Here is a 23,767-nt window from a genome sequence, read left to right as displayed (position 1 = left end):
ACCCATTTTCCATATCAATTTAACGACAATAGGAGTAAACAAGTGAAAAAGTGGCTTGTTGCATTCGCTTCTCTATTGGTTCTAGCTGGTTGTGAACAGCCGGCAGATCAAGTTCATTTAAGTGGCCCAACAATGGGTACCGCATACAACATTAAATACATCGAGCAAGACGGCCTGCCATCGCCTGAAGTTTTGCAAACAGAAATCGATCGCTTGCTTGAAGAAGTGAACGATCAGATGTCGACTTACCGTGAAGACTCAGAGCTTAGCCGTTTCAACCAGCATCAAACCAGTGAGCCATTTGAAGTATCACCGCAAACGGCGACGGTAGTGAAAGAAGCGATTCGCTTGAACGGTCTTACTCTAGGCGCACTAGACGTAACCGTTGGTCCACTAGTGAACCTATGGGGCTTTGGTCCAGAAGCGCGTCCAGATGTGGTTCCGACAGATGAAGAGCTATCAACTCGTAAAGCAAACACAGGTATTCACCACCTTTCGGTTGAAGGCAATAAAATGTCGAAAGACATTCCAAACTTGTACGTTGACCTATCGACAATCGCAAAAGGTTGGGGTGTTGATGTGGTTGCGGATTACCTACAATCACAAGGCATTCACAACTACATGGTAGAAGTTGGTGGTGAAATGCGTTTGAAAGGTATTAACCGTGAAGGTGTGCCATGGCGTATTGCCATTGAAAAGCCAACTGTTGATGAGCGCTCAATTCAAGAAATTATTGAGCCTGGCGACATGGCAATTGCAACAAGTGGTGACTATCGTAATTACTTTGAGAGCAATGGTGTGCGATACTCTCACATCATCAATCCGCAAACAGGCAAACCAATCCATCATAAAGTGGTGTCTGTAACGGTACTGGATAAATCGTCGATGACGGCTGATGGTCTTGCAACTGGCCTTATGGTTCTAGGTGAAGACAAAGGCATGGAAATCGCGAACGAGAACAACATTCCTGTTTTCATGATCGTGAAAACGGATGATGGTTTTAAAGAGCTGGCTTCGGAAGCATACAAGCCGTTCATGAAGAAATAACAACAGAAGTGAGCATGTCCTTATGAGTACATTTCTAATTACTTTTGCTGTTTTTGTTGCGGTGATTGCAGCGATGGCAGTGGGTTACATCTTCCAAAAGAAGGTGGTAAAAGGCAGTTGTGGTGGTCTTGGTGCGGTTGGTATTGAGAAGGTATGTAACTGCCCAGAGCCATGTGATGCGCGTAAGAAGCGTGAAGCTCGTGAAGCTGCCCGCGCAGAAAAGCTGGCTGCATGGGAAAAAGATCGCATTGCTTAATCAGCGATAGCAAGAATGATAAAACCCAGCTAATGGCTGGGTTTTGTTTTTTTAGGCTTTATATCAAGAGGAGAGGCTTACTGATAAATAGTTTGGTTTCGCCCATTCCCTTTTGCTTGATATAAACGGTCGTCTGCCACTTTAATCTGTTGGTCAAGATCACCTTCAACACTCGCCACACCAACACTAATGGTCACTTGAATGTTCTTATCTTGATAAGGAATAGGGGTCTTCTCCACTCGTTGACGCATTTGCTCCAAGCGGGTCACAAAATCTTCATAACTACCGCACGCTTGAATACAAAACTCTTCGCCGCCGAAACGCGCAATCACATCATCTGGGAAATAGATTTTTAATATATTCGCGACCATAACGAGTGCCGCATCGCCACCATCGTGCCCGTAGTTATCATTCACTTTTTTAAAGAAGTCGATATCTAACATGGCAATATTACGTTTTTCGCAACCATCACAAGCTTGGCCAAACAGGAAGCGGCGATTCCACAATCCAGTCAAAGCATCTTGGTTTGCCATTCTAAACAGTTCTGTTGTTGCTTCCTTCATATCCAGTATTTGATGAACACGGCAGAAAAACTCTTCCTGATTAAATGGCTTATATAAGAAATCATTAGCGCCGGCTTTGAGGAAGCGAGCGGTCATTGTGTGGTCATCACTTCCAGAGATACCAAGAATAGCGAGTTGGTTTTTATCAAAATTCTGCCGTAATTCACGGATCATTGTAATACCATCTTTTATTGGCATGTCATGATCGGTGAGTATAAATGTGATGTCGGGGTTTTGTTCTATTAACTCAATCGCTTGTTGGCCATTCTCAGCCTGAAGTGTTTGGATATATTGGTGCTCTAACAACTGCACAACGTGGTGGCGAACAGTCATTGAGTCGTCTACAACCAAACACTTATGCTGCTGGTTATTTGTTAAGCGCTTAATGAGAGGAAGTAGGTAAGAGACAGAAGCCATACTGTCTTTCAGTATGTAATCCAATACACCTTTCGCTAGCATCTGCTCACGAATATCTTCTTGGAACATGGCTGTTAGCACGATAACTTTTTGGTTATGAGATAACAGCAGATCAATAATTTCGCCATCTTGAGCATCTGGCAAACAGTAATCTAATACGGCGCACAACAGCTCTGGTTGCGAAGCTAAGGTTGATTTCGCTTCATCATAACTTTCAGCAGCAAGTACTTCGTAGCCCGCTTTCGTTAATATTTGCTGCAGGTAATTTCTATAAGCACGGCTGTCTTCGACAACCAAAATTCTCTTACTCAAAAAGTTTCCCTACTTTTGTATATAAATTACTTTTAATGTTATAGAGCTCAATAATAATAGAAAGTGGGGTGAATACCATGAAAAAATTCTTGGCTCTGGCTCCAGATAACACTATTTTAAATGCGCCTATTTATCGCTATACTGTTTTTTTAAACAGTGTTATTTGTGTGTAGATCGTGCAAGAACGAGTAAGAAAAATCATTCACGTTGATATGGATTGCTTTTACGCCGCTGTAGAAATGCGTGACAACCCAAGTTACCGAGGGACGGCTCTTGCTGTCGGCGGTCATGAGAAACAACGTGGGGTGATCAGTACGTGTAATTATGAAGCGCGCAAATTTGGTGTTCGTAGTGCGATGCCAACAGCGCGTGCGCTCCAGTTATGCCCGAACTTACTCGTGGTACCCGGTAGAATGCACGTCTATAAACAAGTTTCCCAACAGATACGGGCCATTTTTGAGCGATATACCCCGCTAATAGAACCGCTGTCTCTCGATGAAGCTTATTTGGATGTGACTGACTCTAAGATGTGCCGAGGCTCTGCGACCTTAATCGCTGAGTCAATTCGCAACGACATATACTCTGAGTTGGGATTAACGGCATCTGCCGGTATTGCGCCGATTAAGTTTCTCGCCAAAGTCGCCTCCGACATGAACAAGCCTAATGGTCAGTTTGTGATTCCGCCAGAGAAGGTTCAAGAAGTGGTGGATAAACTACCGCTAGAAAAGATTCCCGGTGTTGGCAAAGTCAGTTTGGAGAAACTACACCAAGCAGGCTTCTACCTATGTGAAGACATCAAAAACAGTGATTACCGTGAGCTGTTACGCCAATTTGGGCGCCAAGGTGCGTCATTGTGGAAGCGTAGCCATGGCATTGATGATCGCGAAGTGGTGGTCGAGCGCGAACGTAAATCGGTTGGGGTAGAGCGCACTTTCAGCGAAAACATTGCTACTTATGATGAGTGTTGGAAGGTGATTGAAGACAAGTTGTACCCTGAACTGGAGAGACGTTTAGAGAAAGCCAGTCCAGATAAATCGATCATCAAGCAGGGGATCAAGCTCAAGTTTGCTGATTTTCAACTCACAACGATCGAGCACATTCATCCTCAACTTGAACTCGAAGATTTCAAAGTGCTGCTAAGAGACATTCTCAAGCGTCAAAACGGCCGAGAAATAAGGCTGTTAGGCTTGAGTGTGATGCTCAAGCCTGAACAACAAGCGCGCCAATTGAGTTTCTTCTAAGCTCGCGCTAACTCAACCTGTTTTAGTACCAGTGCAAAAGAGACATTCGCCATTGAACCATAGCCTCGCAGTTTGCTGGCTTTAAGCTGAGCAATGATTGGCGTGCTGATCCCACACAGGAAGCGCGCCACAGCGGCATTGCTAATCACCGTTGGTGAAAGTTGGACAAATTCATCAACCCAAGCGGATAGGTGAGTCAACTCAGGTTGTACTTGTTGTGGCTGAGGGAACGATGCGACTTGTCCACGACACACAGAACAGTGGCCACATTGCGTTGGTGCATTGTGATCAGCAAAATAATGCGCTAACTGATAGCTCAAGCAGTCCGATGATTGGAACAGATTCAACATAGTATGAATTCGTTCAATGTCTTTCTGTTCTTTGGATTGGAACAGCTCAGCCAAATGCTGAGAAATCGCTTCTTGATTTTGTTTAGCAGGGAGAACCGAATACACATCCGTGAGCTGTTTGCTTTCTAATTCAATCCAACCGTTTTGGTGGAAGTAATCAAGCGCCGCAACTACACGACTACGCTCAGATTGATAGTTCATCCACAAGGCTTCTAAATCCACTTGGCACCACACTTTCGCTTTGGTTGAACAAGCAAAAATAGCTTCAACAAACTGACGTCGTTCACCTTGGAACTGATTGAGGATGAAAGACTGGTCTTGTAAGAACTTGAAGCGATATTCCGCGAAATAGCTGTATTTGGCTTCTATCACTTTTGCCAACTCTAGGTAAACCAATAAGGTCTTTAGTGGCAGTTGGCGAATATTGCTGTCGCGAGATAAGCGTAGCGCCATCACTTCCCACTGAGGCGTGTTCTCTCGAATTTGTTCTAATACATAATTGATTGAGCTTGGCTCTGGTGTGTCACCGTAAACAAAGTTCTCTAATACTGTTAAGCCAGAGGTATTCCCCAAAAGAATACACTCCGAACGCTGCCCATCTCGTCCAGCACGCCCGATTTCTTGTGCGTAGTTTTCGATAGATTTCGGTAAATCGAAGTGAATAACACGGCGAATATCAGATTTATCTACCCCCATACCAAACGCGATTGTGGCGACAATGCAGTCGATTTGTGAGTCCATAAACTGCTGTTGGATTTTCTCGCGTATGTCGCTTTTCATACCTGCGTGGTAAGCGTGAGCATTGATGCCTAAACGAATCAGTGAGCTAGCAACTTGCTCTGCGGTTTGCTGTTGAGTTACGTACACGATACTCGGCAGTTTAGGGGCCGCAGCAATGATGTCATTCAGCTGTGTTTGCTTATTTTCTTCCTCGCAAGGCACCACAGAAATCTCGAGATTAGAGCGATAGAAACCAGTAACCGTAATATTCTCGTCAGCGATATTAAACTTACTTTGCATGTCTTCAATAACAGCAGGCGTTGCTGTTGCGGTTAGCAACAGGGTTTGCGGAATATTCAGTTCACGTTGGTATTGCGGCAGTTTAAGGTAGTCAGGACGGAAGTTATGACCCCATTCTGAGATACAGTGCGCTTCGTCGACCACCATTAGAGAAAGCGGAATTTGACGAATGAACTCGCGAAAACGTTCGTTCTTGAGTCGCTCCACCGAGATCATCAAAATCTTGATATGTCCATTCTTCACACCAGCCATCACCTGCTGTGCTTCTTCACGGCTTTGGCTACTGTCGATAGATGCCGCAGCAATGCCTCTGCTTTGTAAGAAGCTTAGTTGGTCTTTCATTAATGCAAGAAGCGGTGAAATCACCAACGTCAGGTGTGGTAACTGAGTAGCAGGAAGTTGGTAGCAAAGCGATTTCCCTGAGCCAGTTGGGAAGATGGCAGCGGCTGAGTGTCCGTTCATTACTGCTTCAATCACTGGTTGTTGGCCGGATCTTAATGAGTCAAACCCGAACACGGATTGAAGCGTTTGCTGAAGCGAGTCACTTTGCATAATAGGGAAACCTTGGTTTGATGATAAACTGGGCTACATTAACACACCCTGAGTGCCAAACGCGCGCCCTAAAAGTATGAACAAAGTCGATTTAGTCCAAATAATCATTCAACAACTCGAAGATAAACTGCAAGTTGCTCATGCCTCGACGCAAAGAGCTATTGACGCTGCGACCGATGAAGAGACCGTACCTGAGCATAAGTACGACACATTAGCGCTTGAGGCGTCATATCTGGCACACGGGCAAGCAATGCGTGTACAAGAAAGTGAAGAAGAGCTTCGCCAGTACCGCACTCTTGTGCTGCGTGATTTTTCCGATGCTCGTATCGCGGTTGGTGCTTATGTGGAATTAGTGGACGAGAACGATGTTGAAAAAGCGTTCTTTATTGGCCCTTGCTCCGGTGGATTGACCGTTGAATGGCAAGGCAAAGAAGTGTTTGTTCTCACGCCGAAATCCCCCCTTGGTTGTGCCTTGGTCGGCAAAGAAGAAGGGGAAGAGATTGATGTGAAAATTGGCGATAAAACAACTTGTTATGAAGTCGTGACGGTTTGCTGACATCGTATCCATAGTTGCTTGTTATAGTTAAAAAGAATAACCATGAAAAAAGAGAAAGTAATGAAGAAACTGCTCACACTCTCATTGTTGACCATCAGCGCCAGTGGCTATGCAGCCCAGTGTCGCGTCGATATTAACAACGAAGTTCGTATGGATGGTCAGAACTTAGAAATCGTGCATACCAATGGTGAAAAAGCGGTCGTCGACGGAGACAATAACCTGTTCATCAAAGGCGAGCTGATTGAGCTTGATGATGATCAGAAAGCGGCAATCGAGAACTACCGCGAGAAGATGAACGCTTACATTCCGCAAGCAAAACAGCTGGCAAGTGATGGCTTAGCATTGGCAAACGACATTATAGATGACATCGCGGTCAGCCTTGATGCGCCTGATTCGTTTGATAACGTGAAAGTCGCAGTAAAAGACTTCTTTGCAGATGTGGAAGCGCGTTATTACAAAGATGGTGATTTTATTCTGCCTGCTGATAGCTTTGATTCGATGACTGAATCATGGTCACAAGACTTCGAAAAAGCACAAGAAATCTTTAACAAAGAATTCCTAACCAGCGCATTTGATGCATTGTCTGCCAAGATGAAAGAAGACGGTGGTTTGAACCTAACTGCGCTGTCTGAAAGCATGGCCGAACTGCAAGCTAAGGTACAAGAGCGCCTAGCAGAACACTCGAAAGACGTAGAAAAACAAGCGGAAGATTTGTGTGAATCTCTGGATGATATGGCGGGTGAAGAACAAGACCTACTGAAGAAGATCCCAGAGCTGAAAGATTACCAAGTCTTCACAATATAAGAAGTTTGGGAAGTGGTGGAATAGCGCGCTAATCTGTACCCACTAAGACTTATAAAAAGGGTCGTTGAGTCATCAACGGCCCTTTTTGTTTTTTAGTCGCTCATTGTTGTACGTAGAAATTTACAAACTGAATATCTACTAATTGTTCTAACTGTCGAGTAATTAACCTAATCGCTCTTGTTGAGAAGATGATATTGCTATAGTGTACTAGTCAGCTAGTTCATTGATATTTGTGTGAGTGGTATGACGCAACAAACTTCTTCTCAGCCTCGTGAGCATTTTGGCTCACGCCTTGGTTTCATCTTAGCGGCAGCTGGTGCCGCGGTGGGTCTAGGTAACATTTGGGGCTTTCCTACCCAAGCAGCAAGCAACGGCGGCGGCGCCTTCTTGTTGGTGTACTTGGTGATGATTCTTATCGTTGCATTCCCAATGCTGGTGGTTGAAATGGCGATCGGTCGTCATGGTCAAGCAAACCCAGTAGACAGCATGCGTTCTCTAACAGACAACCCTGTGGGCAAGAAGCTTGGCGGCCTAGTTGGTTGGATTGGTCTGAGTGTGCCAAGTGCGGTTTTGGCGTTTTACTCGATTGTAGGCGGCTGGTTGATCTGCTTTATGTTGGGTGCTGTGACCGACATCATGGGCATGGAAGCGGCGACACAATGGTTGAAAGGCTTCAGCGTTGAACGCAACTTGTTTGGTACGATTACATTTTATGTATTAACCATTTTGATCGTACAAGGCGGCGTGAAGCAGGGCATTGAGAAGTGGTCTACACGTCTAATGCCAGCACTGTTTGTTCTGTTCGGTTTGCTGTTCATCTACATCATGACGCAAAACGGTGCGATGGAAGGTTTGAAGCACTATCTGGTACCTGATTTCGAGAAAGTATGGGATCGCAAACTTATCCTTGCCGCAATGGGCCAAGGCTTCTTCTCTCTGACCATCGGTGGCTGTTCGATGCTTATCTATGGCTCTTATCTAAGTAAGAAAGAGAACTTGCCGAAGATGGCGATGAACGTGACTATGGTCGATACCGCCGTTGCCTTTATTGCTGGTCTAGTGGTGATGCCTGCAATGTTCGTTGCGATGCAAAAAGGCGTTCAAATCTATGCAGAAGATGGTTCCCTATTAAGTTCAGATACACTGGTATTTACAGTTCTACCGCTGATGTTTGATAGCTTAGGTTTGCTTGGCCAACTGTTCTCAATTGTTTTCTTCTTACTACTGACGATTGCAGCATTGACGTCTTCTATCTCGATGCTTGAATGTCCGGTTGCGCTGGTGGGTGAGCGATTCAACACGAAACGCAGCACGACAAGCTGGGTATTGGGTGGCCTGATTGCGCTGTTCAGTGTGGTTATCGTATTTAACTTCGGCGCACTGTTTGGCATGGTTGCGACTATCGCAACGCAATATCTACAACCTATGGCGGCGCTATTGTTCTGTCTATTTGGTGGTTGGGTATGGAATCGTCACTCAAAAATCAAAGAGCTTGAGCAAGGTTGCCCGGAGTTTACTCAAGGTTGGTTCGGTAAGTTGTGGCCAGCATACGTGAAGTTTGTTTGTCCGATTCTGGTAGCGACCGTTATTTGGGCCTCGTTCGGCTAATCGGCGTACTCAAAGCATAAAAGAAAAGGGCTTGATGAATGCATCAAGCCCTTTTTTCTATTCGTTGTTTACGTTGTCCGTCGCGATGAACGGTTAACGGAACTGACCTGCGTCAGGCAGAAAGTCAAAACCCGCCGTTGCCAGCTTTGCTTCAAGTGCTGCGCGGTCGATATCAAAGAATGCAACCAGCTTATCCAGATCACCACCGAAGTCGTCACGTAGCTTCATGTTGACGATGCTCATCAGCATGATTGGATCCATGGATTCGAAGTTCGCTAAATTCATTACTTATCCTCGAAATCAGAGATCAGTAGGTTTGCCGCAGCAAACGCCGCTTTTTCACGCACGTCTTTTGGTAGAGACTCGTCTGCCGCAACGTCATTCAGTGCTCTTACGGCACACGAGATTGCTTGAGGCACGTATGCTTGATCGCCACTACCGATTTGAGCGTAAAGCTCACGAACTAATTCACAACAGCCGTATACTTGCATGGCTAAATCCTTAATAAATGATAACTGCTCTCAAATATACACATAGCCGTTTTGAAACTCAAAGCAGAGAATTGTTTTGGCTCAAGTTAACAAGCAACTTGAGCAAACATTCATCACTGCAACTGTGCTTCCAATTGATGCGTCACTTCTGGAGCAAGGTTGAGCTGCTTTGCAAGCTCCTGCAAATACGCTTTTTCCATAAAGTTTTGCTCATCGGCCACAATCAGTGATGCCAGATATATTTCTGAAGCCTGTTGTGGAGAGGTCGCTAAGCGTGCGATTTCTGCCGGATCGAGAGGCTTATGTAGCTCTTGATGAACCAACTGTCTTACATGATCATCTGCGCCCATTTCTGTCAGTGCTTGCTCGATGCGAGCCATTTCTTCTTCATCGACATGGCCATCGGCTTTGGCTGCACCAATCATGGCTTTGAGGATCAGTTTTGCATGTTTGTTGTCATCAGGATCGAAGCTTTCGTTGATACCTTGTGTATCCTGTTTTGCTTGCCAATCGTTATAGACTTTGTAAGCCAAAGCACCTAATGCTGCTGCGCCACCGACTTTGAGTGCGCCTGTACCGACTTTCTTGGCCATCTTTTTGCTCTTCTTAGAGCCCATTAGCACGCCGATAAGGCCGCCACCAATCGCACCTGCGCCAAGCGTTTTTAGCTGGCTAGAACTTGATGATGATTTGATATTGCTCGTTTGTTTACTGAGCGCATCGCTACCTTGTTTAAGTAGGTCTGATTTGAGTGCTTGGTTAAGAAGACTTTTTAGATCCATGAGTAACCTCCTTACTAGATTGAATCCAGTGTAAGGTGATAAATCTGAACCAAAGATTAACAACGCAAATATTAGAGAGGGTCTACACACTTAGAAAATCAGATGTAAAAAAGGGCTGACCGAAGCCAACCCTTTTCATCGCTATATATTCAGCACAGTGTGCTTAGTGCAGCTTATTGTAGTTGAGCTTTAACGTGCTCAACGATGTTTGCCATTGCAACGGCTGTCTTCTCACCAGAGCGGCGGTTCTTGTACTCGAAGTTGCCTTCTTTCATTGAACGATCACCGATCACGATAGTGTGAGGAATACCGATAAGTTCCATATCAGAGAACATTACGCCTGGGCGCTCTTTACGGTCATCGAATAGTACTTCGATACCCATAGCCGTCAGTTCAGCGTACAGCTTCTCAGCTGCTTCTTTTACTTCTTCAGACTTGTGCATGTTCATAGGAACGATAGCCACTTGGAAAGGCGCTAAAGCGTCTGGCCAAATGATGCCGTATTTGTCGTGGTTTTGCTCGATTGCAGAAGCAACAACACGTGAAACACCGATACCGTAACAACCCATTTCTAGGATTACGTTCTTACCGTCAGGACCAAGAACACCACAGTTCATCGCTTCTGAGTAAACGTTACCTAGTTGGAAGATGTGACCAACTTCGATACCACGTTTAAGCATTAGCGTACCTTGACCACATGGGCTTGGATCGCCTTCTACTACGTTACGTAGATCTTCAACTTGGCCTAGTTCAACGTCACGACCCCAGTTGATACCGAAGTAGTGTTTACCGTCGATGTTTGCGCCCGCACCGAAGTCGCTCATTACAGCAACAGAGCGGTCAACGATGAATGGAAGTTCAAGACCAACAGGGCCTAGAGAACCAGCGCCAGCGCCGATAAGTGCACGCATTTCCTCTTCTGTTGCCATCTCTAGTGGAGAAGCAACTTGAGGTAGGTTTTCTGCTTTCACTTCGTTTAGCTCGTGGTCACCACGAACGATAAGAGCGATGATGTCAGCATCTACTTCATCAGACGCTTTAACGAATAGAGTTTTTACTGTCTTCTCGATTGCTAGACCGTGTTGCTCTACAAGCTCCGCGATTGTTTTCGCGTTTGGCGTATCAACCAGCGTCATCTCTTGAGTTGGTTCAGCGCGTTCACCTGCAGGTGCTGCCGCCTCTGCTTTTTCGATGTTCGCTGCGTAATCAGACTCAGTAGAGAATGCGATTAGGTCTTCGCCGCTTTCAGCAAGTACGTGGAACTCTTGAGAACCACTACCACCGATAGCGCCAGAGTCAGCAAGTACTGGACGGTACTCAAGGCCCATGCGATCAAATGCTTTACAGTAAGCATCGTGCATCGCTTGGTAAGATTTCTCTAGACCTTCTTTGTCGATGTCGAAGCTGTATGCATCCATCATGCAGAATTCACGTGCACGCATTACGCCGAAACGTGGGCGGCGCTCATCACGGAATTTAGTCTGGATTTGGTACAGGTTTAGCGGAAGCTGTTTGTAAGAGCTCACTTCGTTACGCACAAGGCTAGTGATCACTTCTTCAGCTGTAGGGCTAAGAACAAACGGACGAGTATGACGGTCAGTAAAGCGAAGTAGCTCAGGACCCATCTTCTCAGAACGACCTGTCTCTTCCCATAGTTCAAACGGCTGAACAACGGGCATCAAAGTTTCGACTGCACCTGCATTGTCGATTTCTTGACGAACGATGTTTTCGACTTTACGCAGCACACGTAGACCAGTAGGCAGCCAGGTGTAAAGACCTGAAGCCAGCTTACGGATCATACCCGCGCGTAGCATGAGCTGGTGGCTCACTACTTCTGCGTCGTTTGGAGTCTCCTTCAGAGTAGAAAGAAGATAATTACTGGTACGCATTAAATTTATCCGTTTATTAAAGTTAGATACTCAAGCCAGAATGGACAGGAGTATGAAGGTCCCACAAGGGGAAAATTGTTAGCCGCTTATAATATCAGCCAAATGCCTTTGTCAAAAGCTTTCAATCGCAGTAACTGTTATTAAGTTATCGCTAACCGTGAACTTAACGTTCAGATCGAACAAATTTACCGCATATTCCTTATTGTCAGGCTTGTTTTTCTTGTAAGCCGGACGAGGATCTTGCGCCAGAACCTGCTCGATCACCGTTTTGACATACTCAGTATCGTCACGCTTTTCGAGTGCTGCCAGTGCCGCTGAAGAGAAGTCGACCTGTGATTTTTCAGGTTCGTCTTCCGCGTAGCCACCTTGTGCCTCTGCAATAGAATCTGAGTAGGGGATGTATGGCTTGATATCGACAATTGGCGTGCCATCGACCAAGTCTACGTTACCAAGATCCAAATAGATCTGATCGCCTTCCTTGGTGATACCTTTAACTTCTACCGCTGACATGCCAATGCCGTTAGGTCGAAAGGTCGAACGTGAAGCAAACACACCAATACGCTCATTGCCGCCCAAACGAGGTGGGCGCACAGTTGGTTTCCATCCGGCTTCTAAATTCTGATCAAACAAAAACAACAACCAAACATGAGAAAACTGCTCCAATCCGCGCACGGCTTCTGGACTATTTGCTGCGCCTTGAAGTTTGACGCGTGAGCGCGCGGCTGGCACCAAACGAGGTTGGCGAGGGACTGCAAATTTCTCTTTGTATGGGCTTTGAATAACGCCAATAGGCTCAATGGAGTACATGGATACGTTGTCTTAAGCATGGGAGATGGAAGCTAAAGTACCACAAAATTCCGCTTGCTTTTTTGTTGATAATGATTCTTAATTGTATTGTTATAACATAACAATTAATCGAAAGGACAATTAATATGAAACCGGGTATCCATCCAGAATACCGTCCCGTGGTATTTCACGACACAAGCGTAGACGAATACTTTGTTGTGGGGTCGACACTACACACTGATCGCACTATCGAATGGAAAGATGGCAAAACTTATCCATATTTCACTCTCGATGTATCATCCGCTTCTCATCCGTTTTACACCGGTAAGCAACGTGTGGTTCAAGCGGAAGGTCGTATTGCGAACTTTAATCGTCGCTTTGGTCAATTTAATAAAGATAAGGACTAAGAGATGAAAGTTGTTAAATCATTAAAGAGTGCAAAAAACCGCCATCCTGATTGCCAAATCGTAAAAAGAAGAGGACGTTTATACGTCATTTGCAAGTCGAACCCGCGCTTCAAGGCGGTTCAAAAATAACCATAAATATCGTAATAATTTATGGGATGTAGTTACTTATAATTCTGATTTATGATCTATATGTGGGTGATATAACTATATTTTTATCGATAATAGGTCATAAATCCGTCTTTAAGTTACATTCTGTAACGTTTTGAACTTTCACTTAACCCTTGTGTCGAGTACCCTGCGCAAGCTTTATGACATTTTTGTCACAAATGCGCAGGAATAAATACAAGGAGGGAACAGATGAGTTCATCTGCTTCAATGAAACAAAACTCGCCAAAGAAGCCACTATTCACGCGCTTCTTAGATACAGTTGAATATTTGGGGAACCTTTTACCCCACCCAATCACACTTTTCGCCATTTTCTGTCTTGCAATCCTAGTGATGTCCGGTATCGCGGGCTACTTTGAAGTCGCAGTCATGGATCCTCGCCCAGAAGGCGCACCGGGTCGTGCAGCGGACGGTATGATTCAAGTAATCAGTCTGCTCAATGCTGACGGCTTAGAACTGATTGTTACTAACCTAGTGAAAAACTTTGTTGGCTTCGCACCGTTAGGTACGGTTTTGGTTGCGATGCTTGGTGTTGCCATTGCAGAACATTCTGGACTACTTTCTGCTGCAATGCGTGGCCTAGTAATGGGCGCTTCTCAGCGCATGGTTACCGTTACTGTTGTTTTCGCAGGTATCATTTCAAACACGGCTTCTGAGCTTGGCTACGTGGTATTGATCCCACTAGCTGCAATGCTGTTCCACTCATTAGGTCGTCACCCACTTGCTGGTCTAGCAGCCGCATTTGCTGGTGTATCTGGTGGTTACTCAGCAAACCTACTGATTGGTACGGTTGACCCACTGCTTTCAGGTATCACTGAAACAGCAGCACAGATGATTGACCCAACTTACACGGTAGGCCCAGAAGTAAACTGGTACTTCATGTTTGTTTCTACCTTCTTTATCGCGATTACCGGTGCATTTGTAACGGAGAAAATCGTTGAGCCGAAACTTGGTAAATACAACGATGAAGAAGCGGCAGAAGACCTATCTCAAGATAAAATGGGTGGTTTGACTGACGTAGAGAAGAAAGGTCTTAAGCTGGCGGGTATCGCAGTACTGGTCGTTTCTGCACTACTGGCATGGACTATTGTTCCGGCTGATGGTGTTCTGCGTTCTGATGCAGGTACGGTTGCGGGCTCTCCATTCCTAAAGAGTATTGTTGCGTTTATCTTTGTTTTCTTTGCAGTACCAGGCTTTGTTTATGGTCGCGTTGTAGGCACTATGAAGAATGATCGCGATGTGATTGATGCAATGTCGAAGTCAATGTCTTCAATGGGTATGTACATTGTTTTGGTATTCTTCGCCGCTCAATTTGTTGCTTTCTTCAAGTGGACAAACTTCGGTCAGGTATTTGCGGTTGCGGGCGCAAGCTTCCTGCAGGAAATTGGTCTAACTGGTCCAATGTTGTTCTTCGCCTTCATCCTAATGTGTGGCTTCATCAACTTGATGATTGGTTCGGCATCAGCACAGTGGGCAGTAACAGCGCCAATCTTCGTACCTATGTTGATGCTGGTGGGCTACGCACCTGAAACTATTCAAGCGGCTTACCGTATTGGTGACTCAACAACGAACATCATTACACCGATGATGAGCTACTTTGGTCTTATCCTCGCGGTAGCCACACGCTACATGAAGAACTTAGGTATCGGTACGCTGATTGCGACCATGCTACCTTACTCAATTGTCTTCATTGTTGGCTGGAGCGTTCTATTCTACCTATGGGTATTCGTATTCGGTCTACCAGTAGGTCCAGGTGCGGCAACGTACTACACGCCTTAACTAGAAGCTTCACTCAGCTCAATCAAAGCCTGCGTTTCTCGCAGGCTTTTGTCTACTTATAGCCCTGCAAAACGATACGTCAGCCCGACTTCAAACGACCATCCGACATCACGCTGAATTAAAGGGCTGTCGCTATCGTGATGCACAAACTCAGCTTTAGAAATGCCAATCCAAGATGGTGTGAACTCATACAAACCAATAACTCCGGCTTGATAAACAAAAGTAGAATCGGCCTTAAATTCTTTTAGTCCTGATGCTGCCGCTTCTTGTGCTGAAACACTGTACAGATGGTTAGAGAGTTTTTTATCTCGGTAATCGACTTCTAGAAAGGGAGTGAGGGTAAACGGTGGTAGCCAAGTTTCTAGCGTCCGACCGAGATGCAGTTGAACTTCGTAACCGTTATGTTCTGAGGTAACGTCATGCAGATAAGTCAGTCTTGCACCAACGGTGCCTAAAGTAATACCAAGTTCACCATTGCCATCGCGGTCGTTGATGCCATTTGGCAAATCGGCAAAGGTATCGGAGACTTCTGCAAAACGCCAATTGGCCGATACGCCTACGTAGGGTAAGGCTTGCCAGTTGGCTAAGCTGCCATCGATAAAACCTATCGGCCCTGAATAAAACAGATTCGGTGTTGCGCCAAATTGAGGGGTGTCTTTGATGGAAAACACGCTTTCGCCATAGGTGGCGCTGCCGCCAACAATGCCAAAAGACTCATTGTTAGCCAATGAAAGAGGGCTCGATAAAAGCAAAGTGAGAGAAAAGGCAATCCGTGACTTCATAAATAAAACTCCGTTTTTGTTATAACAATAAAGAACGGAGTTTTGTGATTCCTATTTCATCAACGAATGATTTTCATGCAAAGGGGAGGCGTAATCAACGCTTGGCAAGGATTCTATCGAGATGATTTGCGAACTCGCGACGTTCAGTTTGAGACAAAGCTGCAGGGCCGCCAGTCTGAATGCCACTTGAGCGCATGGTGTCCATAAAGTCACGAATGTTCAAACGCGCTTTGATGGTGTCTTTCGTATATAACTCGCCTCGTGAGCTTAATGCTTGAGCTCCTTTGCTGATCACTTCGTCTGCCAATGGAATATCAGAGGTAATCACTAAGTCATTGGCTTCCACGCGACGTACGATTTCGTTATCGGCAATATCAAAGCCAGCTGGTACTTGCAGAGAGTGAATATTGGCACGCTTGGGTACAGGGACTACATGGTTCGCTACAAATGTGCATTCTACACCGGTTCGCTCAGCGGCGCGTACAATCGTTTCTCTGATTACTTTCGGACAAGCATCCGCATCTACCCACAACTTCATGATGTCTTCTCACTCAGCTTTGCTTCCAGTTCTTCAACGCGAGTCACCAGTTGAGCAACCGTGTTTTCGAGCGCGGTGATGCGATCTTCTTCTTTCGGAGCTTGTACCGCTACTTCCACTTTAGGGATACGGTTTGCGCTCTTCCAACTTTTGATGGTTGCGATTAATGCAGGCATTGGCACGGGCGTTTTCATTCGTGCTTTTACCAGTGCCACAGTGGGCTCTTTGCCTTGCTGCTGTAGCTGCTCCATCACGGCTTCCAGATCTTTAGTGACGTCTTGAGTTAACATAATTTGTCCCTACTAAAATGACTTCTATCATCATACTTTGCGCGGTTGATTTTAGCGAATAGCAATTTCGGCAGTGCCTTGTGCGAGATCTCTCACACGGGTTGTAAGAGAAAACGATTTCGTCATCAGCCAAACAGAATGTTTTGTCCGTAAGTGTATGAAAAATATCATTTTAACATGCTGTTAACTAAGTTTTTCAACAAAAGATTTTCTTGGGTAGATTGTGATTTAAAGGGAAAAGCGTAAATTAAACCTTGTCGGCAGGAAGCAGACATGGAACAGGAAAGCACCAAGGATTTGGTCATCGTCAGGACGACGATTTGATTATTCAGGATGAGTGATCAAGCAAGGAGCGTAGGACATTGTAAGGACACAATCATCAATAGGATGTTGATGACTAAGGAAAGACAATGGACCCCTCATAGGATTGAGGTAAGGACAGCATCAGGACGATGCAAAGGACACCGCTCAAGGAACAAGTGATGCGCGCTAACGAGGAATGTTAGCTATCAGGATGATAAGGACACCGCTAGGACGGCGACGTAAGGACTAAGCTGACGGAATCAGCCACTATTATGGATGATGCATGGAGCACTAATTAGTAGCCGGACTGCTGCGAGTAAGACTATGACCCCGATACGCTAGTGTCGGGGTCTTTCTTATTTTGGCACTTACATAACTTAAAATAATTAAAAGTGTCAATATCACATTATTTATAAATTCCTTACAACACTGAATAAAAAACAATCCAGATCAATATCCTTTCCAATCAGTTGGTTTAACTTTCGGCTTCTCTAAATGGCGTTATGTACCGCATAACAAATCGATAGCTCACGAGTTATTGTTATGTGGATAAATTAAGTTTGCTGTAATCAAGGAACAGATGTGACCATAGTAACCAGAAGAATGCTTCTTCTACCCTACAATGAGTCGTTGCAACTAGAGTTCGTGATGTTGAATTGTTGCGCTAGAAATCGCGCAGAGATGAACGGCCCTCATACGGTGTCTTCTGCTAAGCAGTTGTTTGAGAAGATTCTGGATGATGAGAATGTCTACAGCATGGCGGTGCTTGAGAGTGCCAGTCGTGATTACATGGGACACGTATTCATTTCGAATCTGGATCATGAACCAGAGCTGGGATTTATCTTTGATAAAGCTTATTGGGGTAAAGGATTAGCGACAGAAGCGCTAAAGGCGTTTTTCCCGAAAGCGTGCCGTGAGCTTGGGCTACACAAAGTCAAAGCGAATGTGAACAGCCATCACAAAGCATCCACGGCAGTATTGGAAAAACTTGGATTTACAAAGACTATAGAAAGTAAAGACCTTTACGGCCCTTACTTTGAAATGGAATTTACAAGCGATGTGGCGGTAGGTGAAAGTTCAGCGGCCTAAACCCGATCATCGTCAACTCTCCTTGGTAGCAATCATCACCAAGGGATGAAAACTCAAATTGATACACTGTATGCCAACGCCAGATTCCGTCTGGCGTTTTCAGTTTATGTGCACCAAAAGCGATGCTCACCAATTGCAGATCCAACTGCTCACATTTACGCGTAATGGCCGCTTTTGCCAACTCCGATTGACGTCGTTGCTGCCAAAACAAAAAGCAGAAGAAGCACAGTCCTAAAATGGCTAATAGGTCACCGATCATCCCTAATCCTTTATTATCCCTTTGTTGCTTGCTGCAGCTTTACCAATGCAGTCGCTAGCTCTTCTGATGGGCTAGAGTGCAGCAGAGGCAAAAGAACCAACCTTAGTTCTGGTAGCATCACTAGGTCAGCAAACAATTGATTAAATAGAGCCTGGTTCCCAGTTTGTGCAAGTCGCAGCAAAAATTGCTCAGCGATGTCAGCATCACCTAGTAAGTGCCACGTGCGGCCAGCAATACCGATCAACACTTCTTGGTGACTCAATCGCGGGCTTTGCAAAATCGCTTTTAAGATTGGCTGTGACACCTCGATTGGTGCGCCAGCTAGGGCACGAATCAAAGCGGAAAGCAAGAACAGATCGGGCTCGTTACTTTCGATTTCTTGTAGCGCTTTCTCAGCAATGCGCTCTGCCAAACGCTCTTGCAGGTCAACATGTTCTAATGCGCCAAGTAGAGCGTAAAGCGGTTCATTAGGTAAATGATTTAGGGCTTTACGTAAGGTGACGGCATTTTGCTCTTTACCTAGGCGTGCAGCCATATCGGTGATGCCTTGCAGACCAACCGTTTGCCAGTTTTCCCACCCTAAACCACCGCTAAAGTAGTGCTGGGTGTGCTCGTAATACTGGCTGGTGGGTAAGTCCAAGTTAGCGCGAACTTGGCTGTGGAAGACAGCCATCTTTTCTTCCGCAGGTTTGAAAGTGTATGGGTTGTTGGAAAGCTTTTGTTGCTGCTCTTCCGACATCTCCTCGCTTAAACGAGTGCCCATGGCTTCTACGACGTATTTAATGAAGTTACCAATATCCGCTTGCTTGAGCAGGCCACGTTCATCCAACTCGAACTTCAAGAACCAAATCCAAGGCTGCTTTTGCTCATTCCAGTATGCAATAGCCAAGTGTGCTTTGCGTTGCATTGGGAATGGGTAAGGGCATTGACCTTTTTCCACATCAGCAAAGACTTGTGGCTCGATGGTCTTGATACGACGACCAAGGTCGAAGATTTGATACTCACATTGACTGTTGTTTAACAGCTGAGTGAGGGTTTGAATGTTTTCCATTAAATACGACATCCTAATGTTCTTTTCACAAGAAATGGTATCATTCTCGGCTAATTCAAGGTTCGAGACGGAATTAATGGCAACAAACATCCAATTGGTCGACTTACTTCAACAACTTGAAGCGCAATTGCAGCATCATGAGCTATGGCAACAAACCATGCCCTCGGCTGAAGCGCTACAGAGCACGGAACCTTTTGCGATTGATACGCTGCATCCCCATGAGTGGCTACAGTGGATTTTTATTGCACGTATGCGTGCGTTAGTGGAAAGTAATCAACCTTTGCCACGTGGCTTTTCTATTGAGCCGTATTTTGCAGAAGTGTGGAAGCAAGAGTCGCATTATGGCGAATTGCTTGAGACTATTCGAACCATCGACGAACTATGTAAGTAACCTCAATGTCAGAACAAGAAACATTACCATCCGCTGATCCTGTTGTATTAGAGATCGTCTATCAGGACGAGTACTTTGTCGCGGTGAACAAACCTGCGGGTATGCTGGTCCATCGCAGTTGGTTGGATAAGTATGAGACCCAATTTGTGATGCAAACGCTTCGCGACCAAATTGGTCAGCATGTTTTCCCATTGCATCGTTTGGATCGTCCTACTTCTGGTGTGCTTGTGTTTGCTTTATCCAGTGAAGTGGCGTCTCAAGTGATGCCAATGTTTGCTGAACATAAGATGGAGAAAACCTATCACGCTATCGTTCGCGGCTGGATCGAAGAAGAAGGTGTGCTTGACTACGCCTTAAAAGTTGAGCTGGATAAAATCGCCGATAAGTTCGCTTCACAAGAGAAAGAAGCCCAAGAGGCCGTAACGGGGTACAAACCGTTAGCAAAAGTAGAAGTGCCATATTCCACAGGTAAGTTTCCGACTACGCGTTACTGTTTGATGGAGATGAAGCCGAAGACAGGCCGTAAGCACCAGCTGCGTCGTCATATGGCTCACTTACGCCATCCTATTGTTGGTGATACGACACATGGTGACGGTAAGCACAACAAGTTGTATCGCACTGAATTTGATTCTCATCGTTTATTGCTGCATGCATCAGAGCTACGTTTTGTACATCCATTTACGGATGAGGAAATCGTGATGAAAGCCAAAATCGATGAGACTTGGCAGCAGCTATTCGCTCGATTTGAGTGGGATGAATCACTGGTAAAATAAGTGATTCGATTGATAGGCTTTCAGTTCTATTGAAGTAAATGTTAAAGGGGTTGGTACACATACCAACCCCTTTTTTAATCATTGAGGAATGAAGTGGGTTACTTGAGCTTTTCCAGATCCGCTTCGATTTCAGCGATCTTGCTAGAAACTACTTTTTCCAGATGACGAAGATCAGAGAGAATTTTTTCCTTCACATCCACTTCAGTCGTTTTCGCTGGTTTGGTGATCTTATTCAGTTCATCGATAACCAGTGTTAGATTGCGGTTGATCTCGGTGACTTCTTTGTATTTGTGACTGCCGCTATCTACCAGTACGTTTTTGACTTGGCGAGGGTATTTGAACTTTACACTCTTAGCGAAAAATTCGCCTTTCTGCTTATGGAAGTAGATCTTTAGGACGTCTTTATGTGCTTCTTGGCGCAGGGAATAACGTTCAATCTGTTTTGGATCGTGGATGCCCAAACCAGTGAGGTGTGGATACATAGGCTACCTCTGAGTATTGAATTGGAGTCAATACAACTGTAGCAGCCAATTTATGAGCTAGATAGCTGATATTTAGTCAAATTGCCTAACTTGTGGGCAAGATCGCTATCGTCCTTACCCACATTAGTTGTTGATGAAGAGTACGTTTTGACTTAGACCGAGACAGGGCCAGACAGTTTCTCTATCAGTTTCTCACGCAGTTCTGTTTGCTGCTCTTCACTTAGCCTGCCGCCTGCTTCACTGGTTAGGATAAACAAGTCTTCTGCACGCTCACCTATGGTGGTGATTTTTGCTGCATGGAGGTTAATGCCCAAGTCTGCGAAGGTACGTCCAACTTTTGCCAACAGTCCCGGCGTATCGAGAGCGACAAACTCCATCAAAGTGCGTTTCTTACTCTTGGTCGGTAAGAAGTCGACTTTGGTTTTTACATTAAAGTGCTGCAGTTTATTTGGTGTTCGACGCGTTTTGATCTTTGTCGGGCGGCCGTCTTCTAGTACGTGAGTAATGTGTTTGGTGACTGCGCTGTGACGACCTTCTTCAATCGCTTTACCGTGTTGATCTAGCACCATAAAGGTATCAAGCACATAGCCATCTTTGCTTGTCATGATCTGCGCGTCGTGTACGTTGAAGTTGCGACGGTCGAGTTCAGCAACCACGGTAGCAAACAACGCAGGTTGGTCTGGGCTATAGACGAACACTTCGGTACCACCACGCGTGGCTTTTTTGCTGATCAGAACCAGTGGTTTGCTCGTGTCTTCCATGCGCAGTAGGTTCTCGCAGTGCCACGCGATTTGCTTATGGGTGTGACGCAAAAAGTAATCGGCTTTAAAGCGCTGCCACAGCACTTCAATTTCCCGAGCAGAGAAGCCTTCTTTACGCAGCAGAGCCGACGCCATTTGTTGGTTGTGACGAATACGTTCGCGCACGTCAACAGGGTTCTCCAAGCCACGACGAAGCGCACGTTGGGTGGAATAGAATAATTCAGCAAGCAGGGTGCGCTTCCAACTGTTCCAAAGCTCTGGGTTGGTCGCACAGATATCAGCAACGGTTAGACAGACAAGATACTCAAGGTATTCTTCATCACGAACTTGCTTGGCGAACTCGGTAATCACGTCTGGATCGTAAATATCACGACGTTGTGCCGTCACAGACATCAACAGGTGATGTCTTACCAACCAACTCACCAACTTCGCTTCTGGTTTAGATAAACCGTGCTCGATACAGAAATCGTATGCCTCACCTTCTCCGATCACCGAATGGTCACCGCCGCGACCTTTACCTATGTCGTGGAAAATCGCCGCCAGAATCAGTAGTTCTTTTTTCTGGATTCGAGGATAAACTTCGCAGCAAATTGGATGTTTGCTGTGGTTCTCGGCATAGCTGAAAGTGTTGATGTGTTTGAGTAGTCTTATGCTGTGTTCATCTACGGTGTACACATGGAAGAGGTCAAACTGCATCTGTCCTACAATTTGGCTCCATTGCGGAAGGTAGGCCGCCAAAACGCCCAGCTTATGCATAAGGCTGAACGCCTTGTGTAGTGCATTCGGGTGGCGACACAGTGCCATAAATTTCTCGCGTGCTTCTGGCATGGTGTGCAAGAACTTGTTCAAGCGGCGACGAGCGGTGCGTAACTGGCGCAGAGTTGGAGGGCTTACCCCTTCAATGCTCGAATCGTTAGCGATGTGCAAGAACATATCTAAGATGGTTTCAGGCCGCGCTTGGAAGAGCGCTGGTTTACGTGCCTCGATGAGTGCGCCGCGGCGTTGGAAATCTTCATCTATGATTTCTGCGTCTTCAGAAGCGCCGCCATTAATGATGGCTTGATCGAACAGCTTGAGTAGCATCTTATTCAACTCTGCCACACGACGAAGGGTACGGTAGAACTCCTTCATCATCATCTCGACGCCGCGGTTACCCTCTCCAACGTAGCCAAGGTGTTCAGCGACTTGTGCTTGGTGAGCAAAGGTTAGGCGGTTGTCGTAACGACGCAGCTCAATATGCAACGCAAAGCGAACACGCCATAGGAAATCCTGACACTCAACCAATTCGCGGTATTCCGCATCGGTCAGAAAACCGTAACGACTCATTTCCAGCAACGAGGTTGCACCAAAGTGACGTCGTGCCACCCAGCTTAAAGTGTGAATATCACGTAAGCCACCCGGCGTGGATTTGATGTCAGGTTCAAGGTTGTAGGTGGTGTCATGATAGCGTGCGTGGCGTTCACGCTGCTCTTGAATCTTAGCGCGGTAGAAGGTTTCGCTCGGCCAGAAAGAGTCGGATAGCACCACTTTCTTCAACGCTTGGAAAGTATCTTCACTGCCACACAACAAACGCGCTTCTTGTAGGTTTGTCGCAACGGTTAAATCTGCTCGGCCGATTTCTGCACATTCATCCACAGTACGCACAGCGTGGCCCACTTCGAGGCGTAAATCCCACAATAGGGTAATGAACTCACTGATTTTGGCTTCTAGCGCGTTTGGCAGTTTGTTATTCGACAGAATCAAAATGTCGATATCAGACAGCGGATGTAACTCACCACGCCCGTAACCACCTACGGCAACTAATGAAATATTATGGATGTCTTTGAATCCAAAGTGTTGCCATAAACGATTGAGGAGTAAATCCATGTACTCAGCACGTGACAAAACGAGGTTCGTCACTGGGTGATGTTGAAGAAATTCTTCTTTTTGGTATGAACTGAATTTTTCGAGTTCTTGCTTAAGTTCGCCGATGTTGATCTGTTCATCGGTAAACGTAAGAGGAGACTGAAGGGTCATATTTGCT

Annotated in this window: 26 protein-coding genes; 12 read left to right on the top strand and 14 right to left on the bottom strand. The window is 45.6% G+C overall.

Annotated elements, in window-relative coordinates; all coding sequences use genetic code 11:
- The first annotated feature begins 42 nt into the window (after positions 1-42).
- Together J4N37_RS12255 and nqrM are read left to right on the top strand one after the other, a co-directional pair.
- Positions 43-1,047 (top strand): FAD:protein FMN transferase, encoded by a 1,005-nt coding sequence (locus J4N37_RS12255; RefSeq protein ID WP_252041043.1) that lies wholly within the window; start codon positions 43-45, stop codon positions 1,045-1,047.
- A 22-nt stretch (positions 1,048-1,069) separates the two neighbouring features.
- Positions 1,070-1,303 carry a (Na+)-NQR maturation NqrM gene (gene nqrM, locus J4N37_RS12250; protein ID WP_005436655.1) on the top strand — a complete coding sequence of 78 codons (234 nt, stop codon included), beginning with the start codon at positions 1,070-1,072 and terminating at the stop codon, positions 1,301-1,303.
- Positions 1,304-1,380: 77 nt separating this feature from the next.
- Here the strand turns inward: nqrM and J4N37_RS12245 are convergent, their stop codons facing one another.
- Positions 1,381-2,595, bottom strand: a complete 1,215-nt coding sequence (locus tag J4N37_RS12245; protein WP_038885207.1) for a diguanylate cyclase — start codon at positions 2,593-2,595, stop codon at positions 1,381-1,383.
- Between the two features lie 212 nt (positions 2,596-2,807).
- Here J4N37_RS12245 and dinB point away from each other — a divergent pair, with 212 nt between their 5' ends.
- Positions 2,808-3,836, top strand: a complete 1,029-nt coding sequence (dinB, locus tag J4N37_RS12240) for a DNA polymerase IV (protein WP_045394109.1) — start codon at positions 2,808-2,810, stop codon at positions 3,834-3,836.
- Here dinB and J4N37_RS12235 read toward each other — a convergent pair.
- Positions 3,833-5,758, bottom strand: a complete 1,926-nt coding sequence (locus tag J4N37_RS12235) for a RecQ family ATP-dependent DNA helicase (protein WP_045394112.1) — start codon at positions 5,756-5,758, stop codon at positions 3,833-3,835. The genes dinB and J4N37_RS12235 overlap by 4 nt on opposite strands.
- A 76-nt stretch (positions 5,759-5,834) precedes the next feature.
- On the opposite strand from J4N37_RS12235, the gene J4N37_RS12230 reads away from it, so the two are divergent.
- From J4N37_RS12230 to J4N37_RS12220, 3 genes are all read left to right on the top strand, one after another.
- Complete coding sequence (locus J4N37_RS12230) at positions 5,835-6,314, top strand: GreA/GreB family elongation factor (protein WP_252041041.1); 480 nt, start codon at positions 5,835-5,837, stop codon at positions 6,312-6,314.
- A gap of 60 nt (positions 6,315-6,374) precedes the next feature.
- The gene (locus J4N37_RS12225; protein ID WP_138944053.1) at positions 6,375-7,118 is read left to right on the top strand and encodes a YggN family protein; all 744 of its coding nucleotides are present in this window, start codon (positions 6,375-6,377) and stop codon (positions 7,116-7,118) included.
- Positions 7,119-7,361: 243 nt separating this feature from the next.
- Positions 7,362-8,726 (top strand): sodium-dependent transporter, encoded by a 1,365-nt coding sequence (locus tag J4N37_RS12220; protein WP_005436738.1) that lies wholly within the window; start codon positions 7,362-7,364, stop codon positions 8,724-8,726.
- A gap of 93 nt (positions 8,727-8,819) precedes the next feature.
- Here J4N37_RS12220 and J4N37_RS12215 read toward each other — a convergent pair whose 3' ends face one another.
- From J4N37_RS12215 to tsaA, 5 genes are all read right to left on the bottom strand, one after another.
- Positions 8,820-9,011 (bottom strand): DUF4250 domain-containing protein, encoded by a 192-nt coding sequence (locus tag J4N37_RS12215; protein WP_010449802.1) that lies wholly within the window; start codon positions 9,009-9,011, stop codon positions 8,820-8,822.
- Complete coding sequence (locus J4N37_RS12210; RefSeq protein ID WP_005529380.1) at positions 9,011-9,217, bottom strand: YaeP family protein; 207 nt, start codon at positions 9,215-9,217, stop codon at positions 9,011-9,013. The genes J4N37_RS12215 and J4N37_RS12210 overlap by 1 nt, the downstream gene beginning before the upstream one ends.
- A 113-nt stretch (positions 9,218-9,330) precedes the next feature.
- Complete coding sequence (locus J4N37_RS12205; RefSeq protein WP_009707435.1) at positions 9,331-9,999, bottom strand: tellurite resistance TerB family protein; 669 nt, start codon at positions 9,997-9,999, stop codon at positions 9,331-9,333.
- Positions 10,000-10,172: 173 nt separating this feature from the next.
- Entirely contained in the window at positions 10,173-11,888 is a 1,716-nt protein-coding gene (locus tag J4N37_RS12200) for a proline--tRNA ligase (protein WP_252041039.1), read from the bottom strand.
- A 111-nt stretch (positions 11,889-11,999) separates the two neighbouring features.
- The gene (gene tsaA / locus J4N37_RS12195) at positions 12,000-12,695 is read right to left on the bottom strand and encodes a tRNA (N6-threonylcarbamoyladenosine(37)-N6)-methyltransferase TrmO (RefSeq protein ID WP_252041037.1); all 696 of its coding nucleotides are present in this window, start codon (positions 12,693-12,695) and stop codon (positions 12,000-12,002) included.
- A 125-nt stretch (positions 12,696-12,820) separates the two neighbouring features.
- Here tsaA and J4N37_RS12190 point away from each other — a divergent pair, with 125 nt between their 5' ends.
- The 3 genes from J4N37_RS12190 (at position 12,821) to J4N37_RS12180 (ending at position 15,025) form a co-directional block, all read left to right on the top strand.
- On the top strand, positions 12,821-13,081 hold the full coding sequence (locus J4N37_RS12190) for a type B 50S ribosomal protein L31 (RefSeq protein ID WP_009707432.1): 261 nt from the start codon (positions 12,821-12,823) through the stop codon (positions 13,079-13,081).
- A gap of 3 nt (positions 13,082-13,084) precedes the next feature.
- A complete protein-coding gene (gene ykgO / locus J4N37_RS12185) occupies positions 13,085-13,210 on the top strand; it encodes a type B 50S ribosomal protein L36 (protein WP_070968538.1) in 126 nt (41 codons plus the stop codon).
- A gap of 228 nt (positions 13,211-13,438) precedes the next feature.
- Positions 13,439-15,025, top strand: coding sequence for an AbgT family transporter (locus tag J4N37_RS12180; RefSeq protein WP_252041034.1), 1,587 nt, complete (start codon positions 13,439-13,441; stop codon positions 15,023-15,025).
- Positions 15,026-15,081: 56 nt separating this feature from the next.
- Here J4N37_RS12180 and J4N37_RS12175 read toward each other — a convergent pair whose 3' ends face one another.
- The 3 genes from J4N37_RS12175 to J4N37_RS12165 form a co-directional block, all read right to left on the bottom strand.
- A complete protein-coding gene (locus J4N37_RS12175) occupies positions 15,082-15,807 on the bottom strand; it encodes a MipA/OmpV family protein (protein ID WP_252041032.1) in 726 nt (241 codons plus the stop codon).
- A gap of 94 nt (positions 15,808-15,901) precedes the next feature.
- Entirely contained in the window at positions 15,902-16,345 is a 444-nt protein-coding gene (locus J4N37_RS12170; RefSeq protein ID WP_005436748.1) for a YaiI/YqxD family protein, read from the bottom strand.
- Positions 16,342-16,635, bottom strand: a complete 294-nt coding sequence (locus tag J4N37_RS12165) for a hypothetical protein (RefSeq protein WP_045394131.1) — start codon at positions 16,633-16,635, stop codon at positions 16,342-16,344. Before J4N37_RS12165 ends, J4N37_RS12170 begins: the two co-directional genes overlap by 4 nt.
- A gap of 906 nt (positions 16,636-17,541) precedes the next feature.
- Here J4N37_RS12165 and J4N37_RS12160 point away from each other — a divergent pair.
- Positions 17,542-18,027 carry a GNAT family N-acetyltransferase gene (locus J4N37_RS12160; protein WP_252042138.1) on the top strand — a complete coding sequence of 162 codons (486 nt, stop codon included), beginning with the start codon at positions 17,542-17,544 and terminating at the stop codon, positions 18,025-18,027.
- Here the strand turns inward: J4N37_RS12160 and J4N37_RS12155 are convergent.
- Positions 17,987-18,286: a DUF3301 domain-containing protein gene (locus J4N37_RS12155; protein ID WP_005446190.1), complete on the bottom strand. Its 300-nt coding sequence runs from the start codon at positions 18,284-18,286 to the stop codon at positions 17,987-17,989. The genes J4N37_RS12160 and J4N37_RS12155 overlap by 41 nt on opposite strands.
- A gap of 13 nt (positions 18,287-18,299) precedes the next feature.
- The gene (locus J4N37_RS12150) at positions 18,300-19,337 is read right to left on the bottom strand and encodes a DUF3549 family protein (RefSeq protein ID WP_045394137.1); all 1,038 of its coding nucleotides are present in this window, start codon (positions 19,335-19,337) and stop codon (positions 18,300-18,302) included.
- Between the two features lie 76 nt (positions 19,338-19,413).
- Between J4N37_RS12150 and J4N37_RS12145 the strand changes: the two genes are divergently transcribed.
- Both J4N37_RS12145 and truC read left to right on the top strand, forming a co-directional pair.
- Positions 19,414-19,728: a YqcC family protein gene (locus tag J4N37_RS12145; RefSeq protein WP_029561026.1), complete on the top strand. Its 315-nt coding sequence runs from the start codon at positions 19,414-19,416 to the stop codon at positions 19,726-19,728.
- 5 nt (positions 19,729-19,733) lie between these two features.
- Entirely contained in the window at positions 19,734-20,501 is a 768-nt protein-coding gene (truC, locus tag J4N37_RS12140; protein ID WP_045394140.1) for a tRNA pseudouridine(65) synthase TruC, read from the top strand.
- A 98-nt stretch (positions 20,502-20,599) separates the two neighbouring features.
- On the opposite strand, the gene J4N37_RS12135 is transcribed toward truC, so the two are convergent.
- Positions 20,600-20,983 (bottom strand): DUF3461 family protein, encoded by a 384-nt coding sequence (locus tag J4N37_RS12135; RefSeq protein WP_010449760.1) that lies wholly within the window; start codon positions 20,981-20,983, stop codon positions 20,600-20,602.
- Between the two features lie 152 nt (positions 20,984-21,135).
- Positions 21,136-23,760, bottom strand: a complete 2,625-nt coding sequence (gene glnD / locus J4N37_RS12130; RefSeq protein WP_252041030.1) for a bifunctional uridylyltransferase/uridylyl-removing protein GlnD — start codon at positions 23,758-23,760, stop codon at positions 21,136-21,138.
- Positions 23,761-23,767 lie beyond the last annotated feature (7 nt).

The sequence above is a fragment of the Vibrio sp. SCSIO 43153 genome (assembly GCF_023716625.1).
Taxonomy (GTDB): domain Bacteria; phylum Pseudomonadota; class Gammaproteobacteria; order Enterobacterales; family Vibrionaceae; genus Vibrio; species Vibrio rotiferianus.
This window is presented reverse-complemented; position numbering and strand designations above follow the sequence as displayed.